This window comes from Actinorectispora metalli, assembly GCF_056323685.1.
The window spans coordinates 3365225-3383599 of record NZ_JBREYE010000001.1; the positions used below are offsets into that span (position 1 = coordinate 3365225).

An 18375-nucleotide genomic window follows, 5' to 3' on the forward strand; every position below is an offset into this window, starting at 1 on the left:
TATTTTACTCGGGAGTAGGTATACTCACGAGTAGGTAAGCGACGAACGTCCGTGCAACGGAGGCGGGGTAGAGGCTGTGGCGAAACATGGCAGCAACGGCGCGGGGCGCCGGGACCTCATGGGGTACGGGCTCGCCGTGCTCAACAAACTGGGTGGCGCCCAGGTCATCGACAGGCTGGGGCTGCGCAAGCCGACCGAGCGCGTGGTGTTCGAGGCCACCAAGGCGGGCTTCCGCACCCTCGGTGCGGCCGGCCGCACCTTCAAAAAGGTTCAGGGCGGCGGTGACCCGACCCGGCCCGCCAAGCCCGCCAACCGGGGCCTGTTCGACCTGACGCTGGACGACGAGCAGCAGATGATCCGCGACACCGTCGCGGAGTTCGCTGAGGAGCAGCTTCGGCCCGCCGCCGCGGGTGCCGACGCCGCCTGCGCCGCCCCCGACAAGCTGCTGGCCACCGCCAGCGAGCTGGGCGTGACGCTGATCGGCATCCCCGAGGAGCTCGGTGGTGCGGGCAGCGAGCGCTCCGCCGTCACCAACGTGCTGATCGCCGAGGCGCTCGCGCACGGCGATATGGGCCTCGCGCTGGCCTGTCTCGCGCCGTCCGCGGTGAGCACCTCGCTGGTGCTGTGGGGCGACGACTCCCAGCAGAAGACCTACCTGCCCTCCTTCACCGGTGAGGACGTGCCCGCCGCCGCGCTGGCCGTGCAGGAGCCGCAGCCCCTGTTCGACCCGTTCACGCTGCGCACCAAGGCCCGCCGCAACGGCGGCGGTTACACCCTCAACGGCGTGAAGTCGCTGGTGCCGCTGGCCGCCAAGGCCGAGCTGTTCGTGATCGCCGCCGAGCTCGAAGGTTCCGGCCCCGCGCTGTTCCTGGTGGAGTCCGACACCCAGGGCCTGGAGATCGAGGCCGAGCCCGCCATGGGCTTGCGCGCCGCGAGCATGGGCAAGGTGCTGCTGGAGAACGTCAACCTGCCCGCGAACGCCCTGCTGGCCAAGAATGACGCCTACACCGAGGCCATCCGGCTGTCCCGCCTTGGCTGGTGCGCGCTGTCGGTCGGCACCGCCAAGGCCGTGCTCGACTACGTGACCCCGTATGTCAACGAGCGCACCGCCTTCGGCGAGCCGATCAGCCACCGCCAGGGCGTGGCCTTCAAGGTCGCCGACATCGCCATCGAGCAGGAGGGCATGCGGCTGGTGACCTACCGCGCCGCGAGCCGCGCCGAGCAGGGCAAGTCCTACGCCCGCGAGGCGGGCCTTGCCCGCAAGCTGTGCGCCGAGCGCGGCATGCAGATCGGCAGCGACGGCGTGCAGCTGCTGGGCGGGCACGGCTTCGTCAAGGAACACCCGGTTGAGCGCTGGTACCGAGACCTGCGCGCGGTCGGCCTGATGGAAGGCGCCGTCCTCATCTGAGGGCGCTACGGACGAGGACGACGACGATGATCAACCTTGAGGTTCCCAACAAGTTCAAGGGTCTGCTCAACCAGACCAAGCAGGTGGCCGCGGAGTTCCTGCGCGCCAACTCCCGCAAGTACGACGTCGCCGAGCACACCTACCCCAAGGAACTCGACGCGCTCGCGGCCCTGATCGACGGCATGAACGCCGGTGGCGAGGGCGGCCACGGCGCGGCGGGCGTGCGTCGCGACAGCAAGGCCAAGGACGACAAGTCCGTCAAGAACGGCACCAACCTCTCCACGGTGCTCGGCATCATCGAGATGTGCTGGGGCGACGTCGGCCTGCTGCTGTCCATGCCCCGCCAGGGCCTTGGCAACTCGGCCATCGCCTCGGTGGCCACCGACGAGCAGCTCAAGCGCTTCGGCGGCAAGTGGGCCGCGATGGCCATCACCGAGCCCGGCTGCGGCTCGGACTCGGCGGCGATCCTCACCACCGCCCGCCAGGACGGCGACTACTACGTGCTCAACGGAGAGAAGATCTTCGTGACCTCCGGCGAGCGCGCCGACGCCGTGGTCGTGTGGGCCACCCTGGACAAGTCCAAGGGCCGCGCCGCGATCAAGTCCTTCGTCGTGGAGAAGGGCACGCCCGGCTTCAAGCTGGTCCGCCTGGAGCACAAGCTGGGCATCCGCGCCTCGGACACCGCGCACTTCGTCCTGGACAACGTGCGGGTGCACAAGGACAACCTGCTCGGCAGCCCCGAGATCGACACCGAAAAGGGCTTCGCCGGTGTCATGCAGACCTTCGACAACACCCGCCCCCTGGTGGCGGGCATGGCCGTCGGCTGCGCACGGGCCGCCCTGGACCGCACCCGCGAGGTGCTGGAGGAGGCGGGCATCAAGATCGACTATGACCGCCCGGCCAACCTCCAGACCGCCGCGGCCGCCGCGTTCCTCCAGATGGAAGCCGACTGGGAAGCCGGCTACCTGCTGACCCTGGAAGCGGCGTGGATGGCCGATAACTCCAAGCCCAACTCGCTGCAGGCCTCGATGGCCAAGGCGAAGGCGGGCCGCATCGGCACCGAGGTGACCCTGCGCTGCGTCGAGCTGTGCGGCTCCCTCGGCTACACCGAGGGCGAACTCCTGGAGAAGTGGAGCCGCGACTCGAAGATCCTCGACATCTTCGAGGGCACCCAGCAGATTCAGCAGCTCATCGTGGCCCGTCGCCTCCTCGGCAAGTCCTCCGCCGAACTGAAGTGACACCCTGACCGCCGGCCCCTCTGTCCTTTGTGGATAGAGGGCCGGTTTTCATTCGTCGTCGACGGTGAAGATCGTGACCAGGTCGGCGAGGAACGAGGTCCCCTGCCGAGTCTCCTGCCAGGCTTGCGACGGCTTTTTTCGGCTCTTGGCCGCCTCCGGTGCGCTCCAGTCGGAGAGTGCGACAGCGAGCGCGACCGCTCCCGCGATCGCCCCGCCGATCAACAGCGGTTTGCGCTTCACAACACCACGGTAGACGCCCAAAAGGAACTTTTCGGGCAGTGTCCGAACCGTGATCCGACTGCCACGCCACGAGACCGGGTGAACTTCCCGCTGCGCCAGACAGATTGCCGGTAGCGTCACCGCGTGATCAGGCCGACACGGAACGCAATCGCCGTCCTGCTGATGACCACCCTGGCAGTCCCTTCCGGCGCGGCCGAGCCCGCCGACGACTGGGGGTCGGTCGTGCAGTCGGCCTGCCCTGGGGCGCAGGCACACGCGTGGGCGCTGCGGATCAAGGACTTCGAGACCGAGTCGGACACCCCCATGTTCGCCAGCCACCACCCCGGCGTGGCGGGTGCGGCCGCGTCGGCGGACAGCGGCCCTGGCGACACGAAGCTCAAGCCCGGCAACATCCCCTTCGGCCACGGCTTCAGCCTGCGCACCACCGTGAACGACGGAGACGGCATCACAGCGACCTCGTCAGGCGCCGTGATGGACCACGGCCTGCCCTACATGCAGCGCCCCCACGACCCCAACAACCCACAGCCGCCGAACCCGATGTCGATGTCCCCGTTCGGCGTCTATCTCAAGGACTACCGCGTCACCGCCACCACCGTCCCCGGCAGCCCGGTCCGCTTCACCTTCTCCTCGGCTGGCGGCTACGTCTCGCTGATGGGCAATAAACACGCCGACATCCCCGCCCAACCCGCACCCGGCACCGTGATCGAGGGCCCCGGCTTCACGCTGATCCTCAATGAGCAGGTCCCCACCGACGCCACCGGCCAACCCGCCCAGTCAGGTGAGAGCGGCTACATCAACGCCGCCCGCCTGATCGTCAAACGCAAGAACGGCACCACCAGCAGCACCCTCGGCCACGCCGCCACCCTCAACTGCGCCACATAGAGCCGGGGGCGGCAGGAAAGCCCCGCCACCCCCGGTCCGCGAAGCGGTATTACCTGATGGAGCCGCCGCGGGTCACCGCGCCGTAGGCGTCGACGATGCCGTGGCCGTAGAAGCCGTTGAACTTGGTGTCACCTTCGCAGGTGGCGTCGAACTCGGCGGGACGGCCCTCGTTGGCGTAGCTGACCGTGCGCGGGGTGGGGCAGGGGCGCTTGGTCGCGGTGCCGTAGAGGATCTTCTCGACGCGGTCGGGGTTGAGGCCGAAGCCTGCCCGGCCGCCCTTGCCGTACTGGCTGACGATCAGCGCCGCGACACCCGCCGCGTGCGGGGATGCCATCGACGTGCCCTGCAGGTACTCATAGAACGCGCAGGTGTCGCCGTTGCAGTACTTGACGATGCCCGCCGTCTTGCCCGCCTCGGTGAGGTTGCCGTCGGCGTCGATGTGACCGGCTTCCAGCGCGATGTTGCGGGCGTAGGTGGACAGGATCATGTTCTCGTTGGTGCGGTGCTTCGTCTTGTCCTCGAAGTAGTCGCGGAAGTAACCGCCGGGGGCGGCCACCGAGATCTGCTCAAGGCCGTAGTTGGAGAAGTCCGACTTCTTGCTCGACGGGCCGAGCGCGGCAACCCCGATCACGTGCGGGCCCTCGGTCGGCAGGTCCCAGCAGGTGGCGTTGTCGATGGGGCGGGGGTGCGTCGACTCCGAGGGGAAGTTCGGGCTGGTCGTGTCGGTGCGCGGCTTGCCGAGGTCCTCGTGGTTGTTGCCCAGCGCGCCGACCAGGGTGACGCCCTTGCGGTGCGCGTAGTTCAGCGCCCGCTTCATCGCCTCGATGGTGGTGCGCTGCTCCTCCTGCTGCTCCGGGGTGTCGGCCGGGTTGGCCAAGCAGTTGTACAGCCACGGGTCGACGTAGAAGGACATGTTGATGACGTCGAGGCCCGCGTCGGCGCCGTAGGTGAGGGCGTCGAGCACCGGCTGCAGGAAGAAGTAGCCGGAGTCCTGGCCGCCGCGGATGTTCACCAGCGACACGTTCGGTGCGACACCGGAGACGCCGAAGCCGTTCGCGGCGGCGGCGATGGTGCCCGCCACGTGGGTGCCGTGGCCGCCGCCGTCGGTGTCGGCGGGGTCGACGCAGCCGCGGTACTCGCAGGGACCGTCCACGACGGCGCCCTTCTCGTCCTGCGGGATGTCGATGGTGAAGTTGCGGGAAAGCTCGCGGTTGAAGTTGGGCGCGAGGTCGGGGTGGCTGCCGTCGACGCCGGTGTCCAGCACGCCGACCAGCACCCGCTTGTCACCGGGCTGCTTCTGGCGGGCCATGTCGGACCGGACCATGTTCAGGCCCCACAGCTTGCCGTCCAGCGGGTCGAGGCCAGCGGGTGCGGCTGCCTCGCCCTGGGAGCGGCTCTGGCCGACGTTCTCCTTCTCGACCTTGTCCTGGAGCTTCGGTCCCTGCACCTTGCCGGACTTGGGCGCCTGGCCGATGGCGCGGAACTTGGTCGCGCCGAGCACGGCGTCCGACTTGCCGACGCTGTCGATGAAGTCGTCCGCCGGTCCCTGGACGACCAGCGCGTTCACGGCCGCGTTCTCGCGCAGCACCTGGCCGCCCGCGGCCTGCACCGCCTTGACCGCCGCGTCCTTGCTGGCGCCGTCCTCGACGAGAACGGTGTACTCGGCCTTCGCGGTGTCGTTGTCTTGCACCGCACCGGCTGGGGCTCCTGCCACCAGCAGTGCGAGCACCATCGGCGTAATCGCCAACGGTGCGAGGGTACGTGTGATCCCCACGGTCAATGGCTCCTGTTCGATCTCCCTCGGTGTGGCCCGGGACACGGGTCACCGGGGTGAACAAACCTCGCGAATACCGGGAAGTCAATACATCTCAATCGAGCTGAGACCTTTCCCGAGCTTCGAGGAATTGATGCTTGACTATGGTGGTGACTTCCGTATTCCCCGAGGCGAGCTTTCTGACTGAGCTGATTGAACTCGCCCGCTGCGCCGACCAGCGGCAGCCGGAGCCGGAAATCCTGTCGAATCGGCGGGACGCCGTGGTGGTGCGCGCCGGGGACGTTGTGGTCAAGGGACACGCACCGGACACCGACGAGGCCGCGGTCCGCGCCCGGCTGGCCATCGCCGCCCATCCCAGCGTGGCGGGCATCCTGCTGCCGCCGCTGCCCGCCCGGCTGGAGTACGTGCAGGGGCGGCTGGTCACCCGCTGGCCATCGGGCCGCCCGATCGGCTACGACGATCTGGAGCATGCCCCCTGGGAGCCCGCCGCCCGGCTGCTCGCCCGGCTGCACCGCACCCCGTCCCCGCTGCCGAGGACGCCGCCCGCGGGCGGGCCGCAGCGGGTCGCGCGTGCCCTGCGGCGGCTCACCGCCGTGTCCGGCATCGCCGCGGCCCGGCAGATCCTCGCCGCCGCCGACCGGCTGCCCGCTTGGGCGCTGGACAAGGCGCCGCCGCCTCCGCCCAAGTCTCCGGGGCTGGTGCACGGGGACTGGCACCTCGGCCAGCTTGTGCAGCGCGGCGGCAACTGGTTGCTCATCGACGTCGACGACCTCGGCGTCGGCAACCCGGCCTGGGACCTGGGCAGACCCGCGGGCTGGTACGCGGCGGGTCTGCTGGACCCGACCAGTTGGGACCGCTTCCTGTCCGCCTATCGCGGCGCGGGCGGACCCGCCATTCCGCCCTCGGGTGACCCATGGGCGGAACTCGACCTACCCGCCAAAGCGTTGGTAGTTCAGTCAGCAGCGCGCGGCGTCGTCGAGGCCGCGCGTGAGGACCGTCGGCTGGATGACGTGGAAGAGGCGCTTGTCGCGGCTTGCGGCAGGATCGCCAAAGCCACCGTTGCGGGTTGACGTATGGTGATCAGCGCATATTGCTACCTGTTTGCGGCAGATTGCGCGGATAGTCGGTGGCCATCAGGGCCCCATGGCGAGGAGTTGAGCACAGATGCAGTGTCCGAAGTGCCAAGGCGCGATGCAGACGTACAACCGCAGCGGAGTCCAGATCGAGCAGTGCAACGGCTGCCGAGGAATCTTCCTGGACTACGGCGAGCTTGAGTCGCTGTCCCGCCTCGAGGTGCAGCCCCCGCCGCCTCCCGCCGCCCCGCCCGCGGCCTACCCCGCCGCGCCGATGGCCTATCCGGCACCCGCCGCCTACCCGGCCCAGCCCGGTTGGGGCGCCCCGCAGCCGCACTACTACCACGGCCACGGCCACCACAAGCAGCGCGGCCTCGGCAAGCTCCTCTTCTCCTCCTGACGGGTTCAGGACGCCAAACCCCGAGCGCCGGCCGTTGTTCCACCGGCTGAGCGCCGGGTGAGGGGTGTGATGGAATGTCGGGCGACCGGGAGCTCCGGTCGTTCGACATCCCCAACAGGGTCGACCGGCAAGACCGACGGCGGGATCTTGTTCGCGGTCGGACCACCGGGATCGCCGATCAGGCTGACTGACTGATTACGAAAATCGACGCCGAACTGCAAAATCACCGCATTTCCCGGGCTGAGGGAAATAAGGAATGGATTCGACCTCAAGTCGGCGTGAAGCGGTTGGGTGGGCGCAACCCTTCTTCTAGGGACTTCCCGTGCGAGGTCGTGCGCTTCGGCTGAGGACCGGTCAGTCGGCGTTGCGGCTCACCAGGGTCAGCAGGCCGTTGGCGAGGTCGCCCAGCGCCTCGCAGGACTCGCCGGTCTCGCTGACGATGTTGGCCTCGGCCGCGGCGGACAGGGTCGAGCCAGGCTGCCCGCGAAGGTGGCGGTGGGCGTCGGCGAGGGACTCGATGACGCTTTCCTTGACGTCGTCGAGGTAGTCGGCGTCGCGGCGGTCGTGGCCGAGGGCCTCCACCACCTTGACCACGTCGAATTCCTGAAGCTCGCGGACCAGCGCCGGGATGTCGGCGTCCTCCTCCGCGGTGCCAAGCACCTGGCTGCGCTGCGGTTCCTCGTCGGCCACCATGGCGGTGGCGACCTGCATCGCGCCGCGGGCGACGCCGACGGAGATGCGCGCCCAGACGGCCAGCAACTCCATCTCGGCCTCGTCCAGCGCGTCGACCGCCTCGTCCAGATCGCGCGAGAACGCCCGCATGTCCCGCCAACGCGGGTCAAGCCGGTGCCGATCCTGCTTGGAGTTCAGCCGGTCCCACAACTGGGCGGTCGCCCGGTAGTGGTGTCCGACGTCCCCGTGCAGGTCGAGTAGTTGCTGTAGTGCGTCCGTCGCTGATCTGGCTTCTTGACCCACGCCCCCAAGATTACCGGCACTGTCGAGCGGTAATGATCAACCGGCGAGAACCCGCACCGCGGCAGGCCACTGCCTACCGGTGGTCGCCACTCGAGCCCGACAGCCTGCCCTTCATCACTTTGCCCAAATCGTTGCGGGGCAGCGCGTCCACGAACGCCACCCGGCGCGGCCGTTTGTGCGGCGCAAGCTGCGTGCTGACATAGTCGGCCAGCTCCGCCGCCTCGGGCGCGGTGCCCGCGGGAACGACCCACGCCACCACCCGTTCGCCGAGTTCGGGGTCGGGCTCTCCGGTCACCGCCACCTCCGCGACGCCGGGATGCTCCAGCAGCACGTTCTCGATCTCGCCCGCGCCGATCTTGTACCCGCCGCTCTTGATCAGGTCGGTCGCCTTGCGCCCCACGATCCGCAGGTAGCCGTCGGCGGCGCGGGTGGCGACATCGCCGGTGCGGAACCACCCGTCCCGCAGCACCGCGGCGGTGGCATCCGGCCGGTTCAGGTACTCCAGGAACAGGTTGGGGCCTCGCACCTCGATCTCGCCGACCGACTCGTCGTCGCTGGTGTCGAGCACGTCGCCGGACTCGTCGACCAGCCGGACCTCCACGCCGGGCAGCGGGGTGCCGACGTAGCCGGGCCGCCGTTCGCCGTCAGCGCGGATCGCGCAGTTCATCAGCGTCTCGGTGAGGCCGTAGCGCTCCACCACCCGCTGCCCGGTGACCGCGGTCAGCCGCTGGTGGTCCGACACCGGCAGCGCCGCCGATCCCGACACCAACAGCCGCGCGCTCGCCACCGCCTCGGCCAGCGCGGGGTCACGCTCCGCCTCGTTGGCGAGCCGGTGGTACATGGTCGGCACGCCGAACATCATGGTGGCCGCGCCCTCCAGCGCCGCGCCCGCCGCGTCGGGGGAGAAGCGCTCGAGGTGGTGCACGGTGCCGCCCAGCCGCAGCGGTCCCAGCACGCCGATGACCAGCCCATGCACGTGGAACAGCGGGAGCCCGTGCACCAGCACGTCCTCATCGGTCCAGGCCCAGGCCTCGGCCAGCGCGTCCAGGTTCGAGGTGATCGCACGCCGCGGCAGCACCACGCCCTTCGGCGCCCCCGTGGTGCCTGAGGTGTAGACGATCAGGGCGGGCGCCTCCGCCGCGGGCTCCGCGGGCAGCGGCCCGCCCGGTCCCGGCACGGCGTCCAGCCTGGGCAGTGCCGCCAATCCGGGCGGAAGCTCCACGCCCGGCTCCGCGAACACCGCCGCGGGGGAGCTGTCAGTCAGGATGTGCCGCAACTCCCGCTCGCCCGACTTCGGGTTGATCGGCACCGCGGGCACGCCCGCGGCGAGTGCCGCCAACACGCCGAGGCAGGTGCCGAGGCTCGGCGTCGCCCACACCGCCACCCGGTCGACCCCGCGCAGTGCCCCGGCCAGGCCGCCCACGGTGGTGGCGAGTTCGCGGTAGCTCAGCGCCCGTGCCCCGAACCGGATGGCTTCCTTCGCCCCGGCGTCGGCATCGTCGGCGGCGGTGACCAGCAGCGGAAACATCAGCACACTTCAACCCTAGGGGGATTGCGGCGGGAAATGGGGAGGAGCAGTCCGATTGCGCTAACGCAACAGCCCGGCTGCCGGATGCGATTCGATCAGGCTTACCAATTGCGGGCGGGTGGTCTCCCACAGCTTCTCCACGTCCGGGCTGCCGAAGAACCGCAGCAGCGCCAGCCCGCGGATGGTGGCCAGCACGGTGCCCACCACGGCCGGGAACTCCGGGCTCGCCGCCAGCCCCGGCGCCACCTCCGCCGCGGCGGCCCGGATCGAGGCGTTCAGGTCCTGGTCGAACCGCGCGATCATCTTCCGCAGCACCGGATCGGTGCGGCCCGCCACCCACAGCTCCACGCTCGCCAGGAACGCCCGGCCTGCGTGCACCTGCCACAGCTTGTCCAGCAGCGCCGCCGGGAGCTCAGCCAGGGTGATCGTCCGGCCCGCCCCGAACTCGACGCGGACCTCCGTGATGATCACGTCGATCGCGTAGCGCAACGCCTCGACGAACAACTCCTCGCGGGTGGCGAAGTAATGCGCCTGCGCGCCCCGGGTGACACCGGCGCTGGCCACGATCTGGCTGGTGGTGACCTGCGCGTAGCCGTGCTCGGCCAGGCAGTCCAGCGTCGCCTCCAGCAGCGCGGCGCGGGTGGCCGCCCTGCGCTCGGCCTGGGTCCGTCGGGTCACGCGTACTCCAGCAGCGCCTTGCGGCGCACCTTGCCGGTCTGCGTCCTGGGCAACTCGTCGAGGAACACCACCTCGCGCGGCACCTTGTAGCGCGCCAGGTTCGACCGCACGAACTCCTTGACCCGCTCCTCGGCCAGCTCCGCGGCGGGCTCGCGCACCACGAACGCCCGCAGCCGCTGGCCGAAGTCGGGGTCGGGCACGCCGATCACCGCGGCCTCGGTGACCTCGGGAAGGGTCATCAGCAGTTCCTCCACCTCCTGCGGGAACACGTTCTCCCCGCCGGAGACGATCATGTCATCGTCGCGCCCGTCCACGAACAACCTGCCGTCGGCGTCGAAGTGTCCGACGTCGCCGCTGGACATCAGGCCGGACATCACCTGCTTGCCGCCCCCGCCGGTGTACCCGACGAACTGGCTGGGGTTGCCCACGAAGATCCGCCCGGTCCGACCTGCGGGCAACTCGACACCCTCGTCGTCGAGGATCTTCACCACCGAGCCCAGCGGCGGCCTGCCCGCGCAGCCCGGCGCCGCCACCAGGTCCTCGGGGGTGGCGATGGTGGCGAAGGAGACCTCGGTGGAGCCGTACAGGTTGTACAGCACGTCCTCGCCGAGTGCGGCGAACGTGCTGCGGCACAGCTCAGCGGACAGTTGCGAGCCCGCGCAGGCCACGATGCGCAGCCGCGACAGGTCGGTGGCGGCGAGCGAGTCCAGCGCCAGCAGCCGCTGGAGCATCACCGGCACCACCACCAGCCCCGTGCACCGGTGCTCCGAAAGCTGCGCGAGCACGGCTTCGGGCTGGAACCTGCGGGTCAGCACGATCTGCGAGCCAAGCGCCAGGTTGAGCGTCGAGGTGAGCAGCCCCCAGGCGTGGAACAGCGGCGCGCCGACCAGCGTTACCTGGTCGGGCCGGAACGGGATCTTGCCCAGCAGCCCCGCGGGGATCGCGAGCGAGCCGCCCACCTTGCGCTGCGCGCCCTTCGGCGTGCCGGTGGTTCCGCTGGTCAGCACCACCAGCACGGCCTCCCCCGCCGGGGCGGGCGGCATCCGGCGGTCGCTCTCGTCGATCAGCGCCTCCAGCGTGTCGCTGCCGCGCGTGGACGTCCACGCCGTCAACCGGCCATGGGCGAGGTCCGCCTGCGCGGCGATGGGCGCGAACTCCTCGTCGTGGATCAGCAGCGAGATGCCCTCGCGGGCGCACACCTCACGAAGCTGCGGGCCCGCGAAGTCGGTGTTGAGCAGCACGGTCCTGGCGCCGAGCTTGGCGCAGCCGAACAACGCGTCGAAGAAGCCGCGGTGGTTGCGGCACAGGATGCCCACCACGTCGGAGTCGCCGAGGCCGAGGGTGCGCAGCCCGTTGGCGACGGCGTTGGAGCGCTCGTCCAGGTCGGCGAAGCTCATCGAGCCGGTCTCGTCGACCACCGCCGACTTGGCGCCGTGCCGCAGCGCGGACAGCCGGACCAGCCCGCCCAGCATCCCGTAGCGCGTCAGGCTCAGCCCGGCGCCCAGCAGCGTGCCGGGGGAGTCGAGGCGGACCAGGCCCGCCGCCGCGATCGTCCCGAGGGCACGCGCCTCCGTGCCCGCCTTGCGCAGCAACCCGTTCAACCAGCTCAACGGCTCCATGCCAGGCAGTCAAACATACCTGCGGCCGTGCAGATAAGTGTCGAACCCATAGCTTTTACGGGGTTCTACAGCTGTGCGTGTTCGTCCAGGAACTTGTCCAGGTGCAGCCAGGTGGTGTCCCGTGCCTGACGCCCGGTGAGCACGCCGAGGTGGCCGCCGGGGGCGGTCTCGAACCGCACCTCGGGGGCCTTGGTGAGCAGGTCCACCGCGTGCCGCACGGCCCGCACCGGCGCGATGACGTCGTGCCTGCCCGCCACGATCAGCGTCGGCGTCTTCACCTTCGCCACGCACACCTCGCGCTGGCCGATGGTGAAGCAGCCGCTGTAGAGCTGCTCGGTGCGCATGAACGCGTGGTAGAGCTGGCCGAACGTGCGGCCGGGGTAGGCGTGCATGTTGCGCATCAGGTGGTCGACGGCCTCCACCTGCTCCAGGAAGTCCCGATCGTCCAGTTTGGACAGCAGTACCAGCGGTTTGGTGACGTACTTGTCCACCCGCGACATCTGGAACGCCCAGGACACCACGGGCGCGGGGAAGCTGCCGATCGCCCGGTACAGACCGTCGACCACGGTGTGCGACACCGCCCCCAGCGGCCGAAGCGGCGCCAGGAACGGGATCGCCTTGCCGTCGAAGGGGCTGGCGATAGCAGTGGTGGACCTGATTGGCAGTCGGGGGTGCGCCGCAGCGGTGAACAGCGTGAACAGTCCGCCGAGGCACCAGCCGACGACCTGCACCTTGCGCCGGTCCGCGTGCTTGTGCACCGTGCGGATCGCCCGGGGGATCACGTTGTCCACCCAGAAATCCATGCCGAGGTCGCGTTCGGCGAAGGCGATCGGCCCGTAGTCGACGATGTAGACCTCGCGGCCCTGCCGCAGCAGGTGCTCCACCAGGCTGCACCCGCGGCGCAGGTCGAAGGCGAAGTCGGGCGCGCCCAGCGGCGGAACGAGCAGCACCGGCGCCTCGCCCGCCCGCGGCGGAACCTCGGGCAGCGGCAGGTACCGGTAGACGGTGCGCCTGCGTGCGGTGTCGATGGCCTCTCGCGGCATCCTGCGCAGATCGGCGAGGCCGCCGCGCACAATGCGGTCGCCCACATTGGTGGCCGCCCGCAGCAGGGTGTCGGCATCGGGAATCGGCAACAACCGCATCCTGGCTCCACCGGTCGGGGTTTGGATATAGCCCATGCTAGCTGGGTGTTTGCTCACTTACCTACACGCGTGCATGTAAGTTGACTCACGCCGGTTCTAAAAGATGGACCAGTCCGTGGTGGTGGTCAGCCGGTCCAAGGCGATCACCCCCGCCGCGGAGTTGCCCTGCGCGTCCAGGCCGGGGCTCCACACGCAGACCGTGCCGCGGCCAGGGCTGACCGCCAGGATGCCGCCGCCCACCCCGCTCTTGGCGGGCAGCCCGACCCGGTAGGCGAAATCCCCGGCCGCGTCGTAGGTGCCGCAGGTCAGCAGGGTGGCGTTGAGCCGCTTGGTGGCGCTCTGCGACAGCAGCCTGCTGCCGTCGGCCCGCACCCCGCCTTTGGCCAGGAACAGCCCGGCCACCGCGAGATCCCGGCAGCTCATCGCGATCGAGCACTGCCACACGTAGTGCGTGAGCACCTGCTCGACGGCGTGGTTGAGGTTGCCGTTGTCGGCGATCAGGTGCGCGATGGCGGCGTTGCGGTGGTTGTTGGCCAACTCCGACATGGCCACCGTGGTGTCGAAGTCCACAGTGGACGACTCCGATTCGGCGCGCAGCAGTTCGGCGACGGCGTCGTGCGCGCTGGGCACCAGGTCCAGCAGCCGGTCCACGATGACCAGCGCCCCGCCGTTGACGAACGGGTTGCGGGGGATGCCCGCGTCGTGGTCAAGCTGGGACAAGGCGTTGAACGGGTGGTTGGACGGCTCCCGCCGCACCCTGCTCCAGATCCGCTCCCCGTCCGCGGCCAGCACCAGCGCCAGCGAGAACAGCTTGGAGATGCTCTGGATGGAGAACGGCTGCAACCAGTCCCCGAAACCCCCGATCTCGCCGTCCACGGTCGCGTAGGCCAGCCCGAAGCTGTCCGACCGCACCGAGGCCAGCGCCGGGATGTGGGACGTCGGCACCCCCGCGCCGAGATGCGGCGCCACGGTGCGCCGCACATCCTCCAAAACCTCTCGCACCGCGTCTCCTCCCAGTTCTCCGGACTTTGTGTCCTAAGTCCGGCCCTGACCCCACCCTTTCCCGGACTTGGGACACTAAGTCCGAGAGCGGACGGGGGCATCGGGCGCCCCTGTACGCCCGATGCCCCCGTCTGCCGCTCCCCGTGCTAGGTCAGCAGGCTCCCTGGTCGTGCCAGGTCCAGCCGTTGCTGCCGGGTGGTGTGTTGTACGAGCCCCATTCGGCCCAGTACTTGCGGCCCTGGTAGGCCACCACATCGCCGCGCCAGTACCAGGTGGTGGCGCTCCACGCGGTGGCCGAGCAGCCCGGGGGCTGCGTTGTCGTCGTCGGCACCGTGGTGGTCGGCTTCGTGGTGCTGGTCGGCGGGGTGGTCGTGGTGCCGGAGCCGGTGACCAGCGTCAGGCCCCACTTGCGCAGCGCCTCGTTGACGGGCTGGAAGTTGGTGTTCGGGTTCTGCTGCCCGCACACGGCGCCGCCGCCGGAGTGGATGCCGACCGCGACCGTGCCGGTGACGTAGGCGCCGCCGGAGTCACCGGCGTTGGAGCAGGCGTCGGTGACGGCCTGCCCGCCCACCGTCACGTTCGGGTAGACGATCGACTGGTTGACCTTGGTGACCTTCCCGCAGCGCCACTGGGTCTTCCACCCGGTGCGGCAGATGGACATGCCGACCACCGGCTCGTCCGTGCCCGTCACCCGCACCTCGCCGTTGCCGTAGGTGTTGACCTGCGGGGACATGGTCCAGCCCGCCGCGGTCACGTCGACCTTGCCGAAGTCGCCCTCGATGCTGTTGACGCTGCCGTTGGACTTGCCGATCAGCGTCTTATCCACCCCGTAGGCGCTCTGGCCGGTGTCGTTGGTGCAGTGGCCCGCGGTCACGAAGTGCTTGCTTCCACCGCTTCCGGTGGCGGAGAAGCCGACCGAGCAGGGGCTTTCACTGCCCGGCGTCCACGCGTCGCCGCCGCGGACGTCGCCGCCCTGCTGCCGCTGGCCCGCGCTCTCGACCACGCGGAACGAGTAGCCGTATCCGGCGGCGCCGCTGAGGAACCGCTCGGTGGCCGCGGTCCGTGCCGAGGGGTCCACGGCCAATTCGAACTCGCCGGATTCGGGATCGGCACCCCACGAGACGATCCCCGGCACCCGCTGCTCGCCGACCAGCACCCCAAGCCTGCGGGACTGCTCATCCAACTGCGTCTTCGACCGGCCGACGACCTTCGCCGTGGCGCCCGCCGCCTCGGCCTGCCTGGCGGCCGTCGCCGAGGCCACCGCGGCGACGATCCTGCCGGTGCTCGGGTCGTAGCGCAGGCCCGCCAGGCTGTCGCCGAGCGAGTTCCGCAGCGTGCCCGCGACCTCGCGGGCCGCCGCCTCGTCGGCGAGCCGGGTCCGCACCTGCTCGGCGCTCAGACCCAGGTCGCGCTGCATGGCATGGAGCATGGCCACCGGCGGGGTGACGGTGTCGTCGTGCGGGGCGGCCGACGCGGGCGGGATGGCGGTCGCGGCGGACGAGGCAGCCGCCAGCGCGATCGCCCCCACCAGCCACGCCGCAGGGTGGCGTTGCTTTCGTTGAGTCACGAGCCCTCTCCTTCGACAGGGAGGCCACCCGACGGCAGGGACCGCCGCGGCCTCTCGGTGCTGGTGAGGTTCGCTCGAACGGCGACGTCACTGCATCAGGGGAAACCCTTGTCTGCCGACGCGGCCCGGTGGATCAGCTGGGCCCGCGAGGTCACGCCCGCCTTGCGGTACACCCGCGTCAGCATCGCCTCCACGGTTTTGATGCTGACGTTCAGCGCGGTGGCCGCCTCCTGGTTGCTGCGGCCCTGGCTGACCAGTTCCACCAGTGCGGTCTCGGCGTCGGTCAGGGCTGTAGGTCCCGCGGTAGAGCGGCTCACGTCCAGACGGTCCAGCGCGTTCTTGGCGAGCGCCGACCATGGCACCGCCGCGTGTTCTGCGAAGACCTCGGCGGCGGCGTGCAGGACCTCCCGCGCCGCGGCCCGTCTGCGGCGCCGCCGTTCCAGCTGGCCCAGCGCGAGCAGGGTCCTGCCCTGTTCGATGGGCAGGCCCGCCGCGGCGTACTCGGCGGCCAGTTCGCCCAGTGCCTCGACCGCGGACTCGTGTGGTCCGGCCGCGAGCGCCTCGGCTCGGCGCAGCGCCCGGCATACGGCGGTGCGGCCGAGCCGTCGCGCGGTGGGCAGCACGGTTTCGATGAGTTCGGTCGCCTCCTGCGGCGAACCGGCCGCGACCTGCGCCTCGGCCAGGTCGCCGTGCCAGCGCAGGATCGACGGGTCGGCCACCTGCTGCTCGCTCTCCAGCCGCCGCACTTCAGAGAGCGTCCGCACCGCGTCCATCGCGGCGCCGCCGATCAGCCGCACCAGCCCGAGCGCGTGGCCGTTGCGGGAGGAGAAGACCTTGTCGTGCTCCTCCTCGGACGCGGCCAGCCCGCTCGCGGCGAGTTCCGCCGCCCGATCCAAGCTGCCGCCCGCCGATTCGGCCAGCGCCGCCGAGTACCAGACCGGTCCGGGCGACAGACCGGCCTTGGTGTTGATCTCCACCGCCCGCGCCGCGTGGGCCAGCGCCGCCGCGCACCGGCCCGCCCGGGCCTCCACCTCGGCGAGGCTGCGCAGCACCTCGATCAGGTCCTCGGCCACACCCGCCCGCTCGGCGGCGGGCAGCAGCGCCAGCAGGTGGCCGCGGGCCTCCGCGGGCCGGTCGTCGAACACCGCGTGCCGCACCGCCAGGTACCGCGGCGAGTTGCGCAGTCCGATCGGGACGGTCACCGGCAGGGCCAACGCCCGAGCAAGGGTGTCCTCCGCTGCGGGCTCGCCGAGGATGCGCTCCATCCGCGCCTGCTGGGTCAACGCCATCGCGAGCAGGTTGTCCGCGCCCGCCTCGGCGGCCAGTTCCGCCGCCCGCGCGGCCGCCCGCAACGCCGCCCGCGGATCGCCGTCGGAGAGGTTGGCCTTCCACGACTGCCGCAACCGCACCGCCGCCAACAACGCGGAATCGCCTGCGGCATCGGCCTCTGCGGCGAAAAGCACCTCCTCCGCGTCGGCCAGCGCCTGACCGGCCGCATCCAGCAGCGCCAGCCTGGCGGGCACCCGCTGCCTCGGCTGCTCCGACCTGGCCAGCACCGGCTCGGCAGCCCGCCGCGCCAGTTCGCCGTGCCCGGCATGCCCGGCGTCCTCGGCCGCCAACACCAGCCGCTCCAGCGCCGCCGTCTGCTCCCGCACGGGTGTGCGGGCCGCGGCGAGCAACCCCAACTCGGCCGCCAACACCCGATTCCCGCGGCCGCGGCAGGTCGCGGCGGCCCCGCCCAACTCCGCCGCCAGCGCGGAGTCCGGCAGCGGATGGGCCAGCGCCCGATGATGCACCGCGGCCACCTCGTCTTCCACCGCATCGACCAGCGCCGTGTGCGCCGCGGTCCGCGCCTCCCCGCCCGCGTCGGCGATCAGCACCGACGCCACAGCGCCCGCCGTGAACTCGATCACCGTTCCACTGTGGACGATCGCCGCCTCGGCGGCTGCCGCCAGGTGCTCGGGCGCTTCAGGCAGCCCGGCGCGGTACAGCATGTCCAGGGTGGGACGGTCGGCCAGCGTCACCAGCAGCAGCGTCCGCAACACCGGGGCGGGCAGCACGGACAGCCAGTCACGCACCAGCCGCTGGGCAGCGGGCGGCATCGGCAGCGGCTCCACCGGCGCCGGGCGATGCGGCAGCGCCGCAACGGCCCGCCCGATCTCCTGCGCCAGCGCCGGATTGCCGCCGCTGAGCGCGTGAATCCGACCGGTGAACCGGTGCGGCAACCCGAAGCGGTGCAGCAGCACACCCAACTCGTCGGCGGTCAGCGCCGGCACCGTGAGGTCGGTGCCGGGCAGTACCGAGGTCGCGCCGCTGCGCTGCACCACCAGCGCGGCGGTCGGTTCGTCCCGCAGGTGGTGCAGCGCGGAGGTCAGCAGGTCGGCGCTGGCCCCGTCCAGCCACTGCGCGTCGTCCACCACCAGCAGCGTCCCACGAAGCTCGCCGATCAACCGCTGCCGGATGTGGAGCCGATCGGCGCGGCGGTCCAAGATGCCGCCCAGCAGTTCCGTCAGCCCGCTGAACGGCAGGTCTACATCACCCGGCGCGGGCGCGACGCGCCTGACGGTCCGGGTCTCGCCCGCCAGGAGTTCGTCCACCAGCACCGTCTTGCCGATCCCCGGCGGCCCGACCAGCCGAACGCGGGCGCCCGCGCCCAGCCGCTCGCGCAGCGACGCCAGCAGCCCGGCCCGTCCGATCAGCTCCGACCGCACGATCACCCCTCGATCCGGCAACGCTGAGACGGTAAGCCGTCCGATTGCCTCCGCACAGCCCGAAATCGCTGATCGGGTGGTGCTACCGCCACCCAGAACTCGGTAACCAGTCGTAGTGATCTCGGCGCGCCCGCTCGG

The 18375-nt window shown here is 70.7% G+C and carries 15 protein-coding genes; 5 read left to right on the plus strand and 10 right to left on the minus strand.

Going from position 1 to position 18375, the window contains the following annotated elements; genetic code table 11:
* Positions 1-118 precede the first annotated feature (118 nt).
* Both ACU6XJ_RS15850 and ACU6XJ_RS15855 read left to right on the plus strand, forming a co-directional pair.
* Positions 119-1408 carry an acyl-CoA dehydrogenase family protein gene (locus ACU6XJ_RS15850; protein WP_476314046.1) on the plus strand — a complete coding sequence of 430 codons (1290 nt, stop codon included), beginning with the start codon at positions 119-121 and terminating at the stop codon, positions 1406-1408.
* Positions 1409-1434: 26 nt separating this feature from the next.
* Positions 1435-2646 (plus strand): acyl-CoA dehydrogenase family protein, encoded by a 1212-nt coding sequence (locus ACU6XJ_RS15855; RefSeq protein ID WP_476311718.1) that lies wholly within the window; start codon positions 1435-1437, stop codon positions 2644-2646.
* 48 nt (positions 2647-2694) lie between these two features.
* On the opposite strand, the gene ACU6XJ_RS15860 is transcribed toward ACU6XJ_RS15855, so the two are convergent.
* On the minus strand, positions 2695-2886 hold the full coding sequence (locus ACU6XJ_RS15860; RefSeq protein WP_476311720.1) for a hypothetical protein: 192 nt from the start codon (positions 2884-2886) through the stop codon (positions 2695-2697).
* Positions 2887-3009: 123 nt separating this feature from the next.
* Between ACU6XJ_RS15860 and ACU6XJ_RS15865 the strand changes: the two genes are divergently transcribed.
* Positions 3010-3768 (plus strand): hypothetical protein, encoded by a 759-nt coding sequence (locus tag ACU6XJ_RS15865; RefSeq protein WP_476311722.1) that lies wholly within the window; start codon positions 3010-3012, stop codon positions 3766-3768.
* Between the two features lie 49 nt (positions 3769-3817).
* Here the strand turns inward: ACU6XJ_RS15865 and ACU6XJ_RS15870 are convergent, their stop codons facing one another.
* Positions 3818-5500: a S8 family serine peptidase gene (locus tag ACU6XJ_RS15870; RefSeq protein ID WP_476314048.1), complete on the minus strand. Its 1683-nt coding sequence runs from the start codon at positions 5498-5500 to the stop codon at positions 3818-3820.
* Between the two features lie 191 nt (positions 5501-5691).
* On the opposite strand from ACU6XJ_RS15870, the gene ACU6XJ_RS15875 reads away from it, so the two are divergent.
* Positions 5692-6612: an aminoglycoside phosphotransferase family protein gene (locus ACU6XJ_RS15875; RefSeq protein ID WP_476311725.1), complete on the plus strand. Its 921-nt coding sequence runs from the start codon at positions 5692-5694 to the stop codon at positions 6610-6612.
* 94 nt (positions 6613-6706) lie between these two features.
* Positions 6707-7015, plus strand: coding sequence for a TFIIB-type zinc ribbon-containing protein (locus tag ACU6XJ_RS15880; RefSeq protein ID WP_476311728.1), 309 nt, complete (start codon positions 6707-6709; stop codon positions 7013-7015).
* Positions 7016-7369: 354 nt separating this feature from the next.
* On the opposite strand, the gene ACU6XJ_RS15885 is transcribed toward ACU6XJ_RS15880, so the two are convergent.
* The 8 genes from ACU6XJ_RS15885 to ACU6XJ_RS15920 all read right to left on the minus strand — a co-directional run bounded on the left by ACU6XJ_RS15885 (position 7370) and on the right by ACU6XJ_RS15920 (position 18258).
* Positions 7370-7990, minus strand: coding sequence for a hypothetical protein (locus ACU6XJ_RS15885; protein ID WP_476311730.1), 621 nt, complete (start codon positions 7988-7990; stop codon positions 7370-7372).
* Positions 7991-8063: 73 nt separating this feature from the next.
* Positions 8064-9518, minus strand: a complete 1455-nt coding sequence (locus tag ACU6XJ_RS15890) for an acyl-CoA synthetase (RefSeq protein ID WP_476314050.1) — start codon at positions 9516-9518, stop codon at positions 8064-8066.
* Positions 9519-9578: 60 nt separating this feature from the next.
* Entirely contained in the window at positions 9579-10196 is a 618-nt protein-coding gene (locus ACU6XJ_RS15895; RefSeq protein ID WP_476311733.1) for a TetR/AcrR family transcriptional regulator, read from the minus strand.
* Entirely contained in the window at positions 10193-11806 is a 1614-nt protein-coding gene (locus tag ACU6XJ_RS15900) for an AMP-binding protein (protein ID WP_476311736.1), read from the minus strand. The genes ACU6XJ_RS15895 and ACU6XJ_RS15900 overlap by 4 nt, the downstream gene beginning before the upstream one ends.
* Before the next feature lie 74 nt (positions 11807-11880).
* Positions 11881-12957, minus strand: coding sequence for an alpha/beta fold hydrolase (locus ACU6XJ_RS15905; RefSeq protein ID WP_476311738.1), 1077 nt, complete (start codon positions 12955-12957; stop codon positions 11881-11883).
* Between the two features lie 96 nt (positions 12958-13053).
* Positions 13054-13959 carry a glutaminase gene (locus ACU6XJ_RS15910; RefSeq protein WP_476311741.1) on the minus strand — a complete coding sequence of 302 codons (906 nt, stop codon included), beginning with the start codon at positions 13957-13959 and terminating at the stop codon, positions 13054-13056.
* A 151-nt stretch (positions 13960-14110) separates the two neighbouring features.
* Positions 14111-15526, minus strand: a complete 1416-nt coding sequence (locus tag ACU6XJ_RS15915) for a trypsin-like serine protease (protein WP_476311743.1) — start codon at positions 15524-15526, stop codon at positions 14111-14113.
* Between the two features lie 95 nt (positions 15527-15621).
* Positions 15622-18258, minus strand: a complete 2637-nt coding sequence (locus tag ACU6XJ_RS15920) for a LuxR C-terminal-related transcriptional regulator (protein ID WP_476311746.1) — start codon at positions 18256-18258, stop codon at positions 15622-15624.
* Between the last annotated feature and the right edge of the window lie 117 nt (positions 18259-18375).

Excerpts from the sequence above, each read along its gene's own strand:
- ACU6XJ_RS15850 (WP_476314046.1), top strand. The coding sequence starts at position 119 with ATGGGGTACGGGCTCGCCGTGCTCAACAAACTGGGTGGCGCCCAGGTC.
- ACU6XJ_RS15855 (WP_476311718.1), top strand. The coding sequence starts at position 1,435 with ATGATCAACCTTGAGGTTCCCAACAAGTTCAAGGGTCTGCTCAACCAG.
- ACU6XJ_RS15870 (WP_476314048.1), bottom strand. The coding sequence starts at position 5,500 with ATGGTGCTCGCACTGCTGGTGGCAGGAGCCCCAGCCGGTGCGGTGCAA.
- ACU6XJ_RS15905 (WP_476311738.1), bottom strand. The coding sequence starts at position 12,957 with ATGCGGTTGTTGCCGATTCCCGATGCCGACACCCTGCTGCGGGCGGCC.
- ACU6XJ_RS15890 (WP_476314050.1), bottom strand. The coding sequence starts at position 9,518 with ATGTTTCCGCTGCTGGTCACCGCCGCCGACGATGCCGACGCCGGGGCG.
- ACU6XJ_RS15880 (WP_476311728.1), top strand. The coding sequence starts at position 6,707 with ATGCAGTGTCCGAAGTGCCAAGGCGCGATGCAGACGTACAACCGCAGC.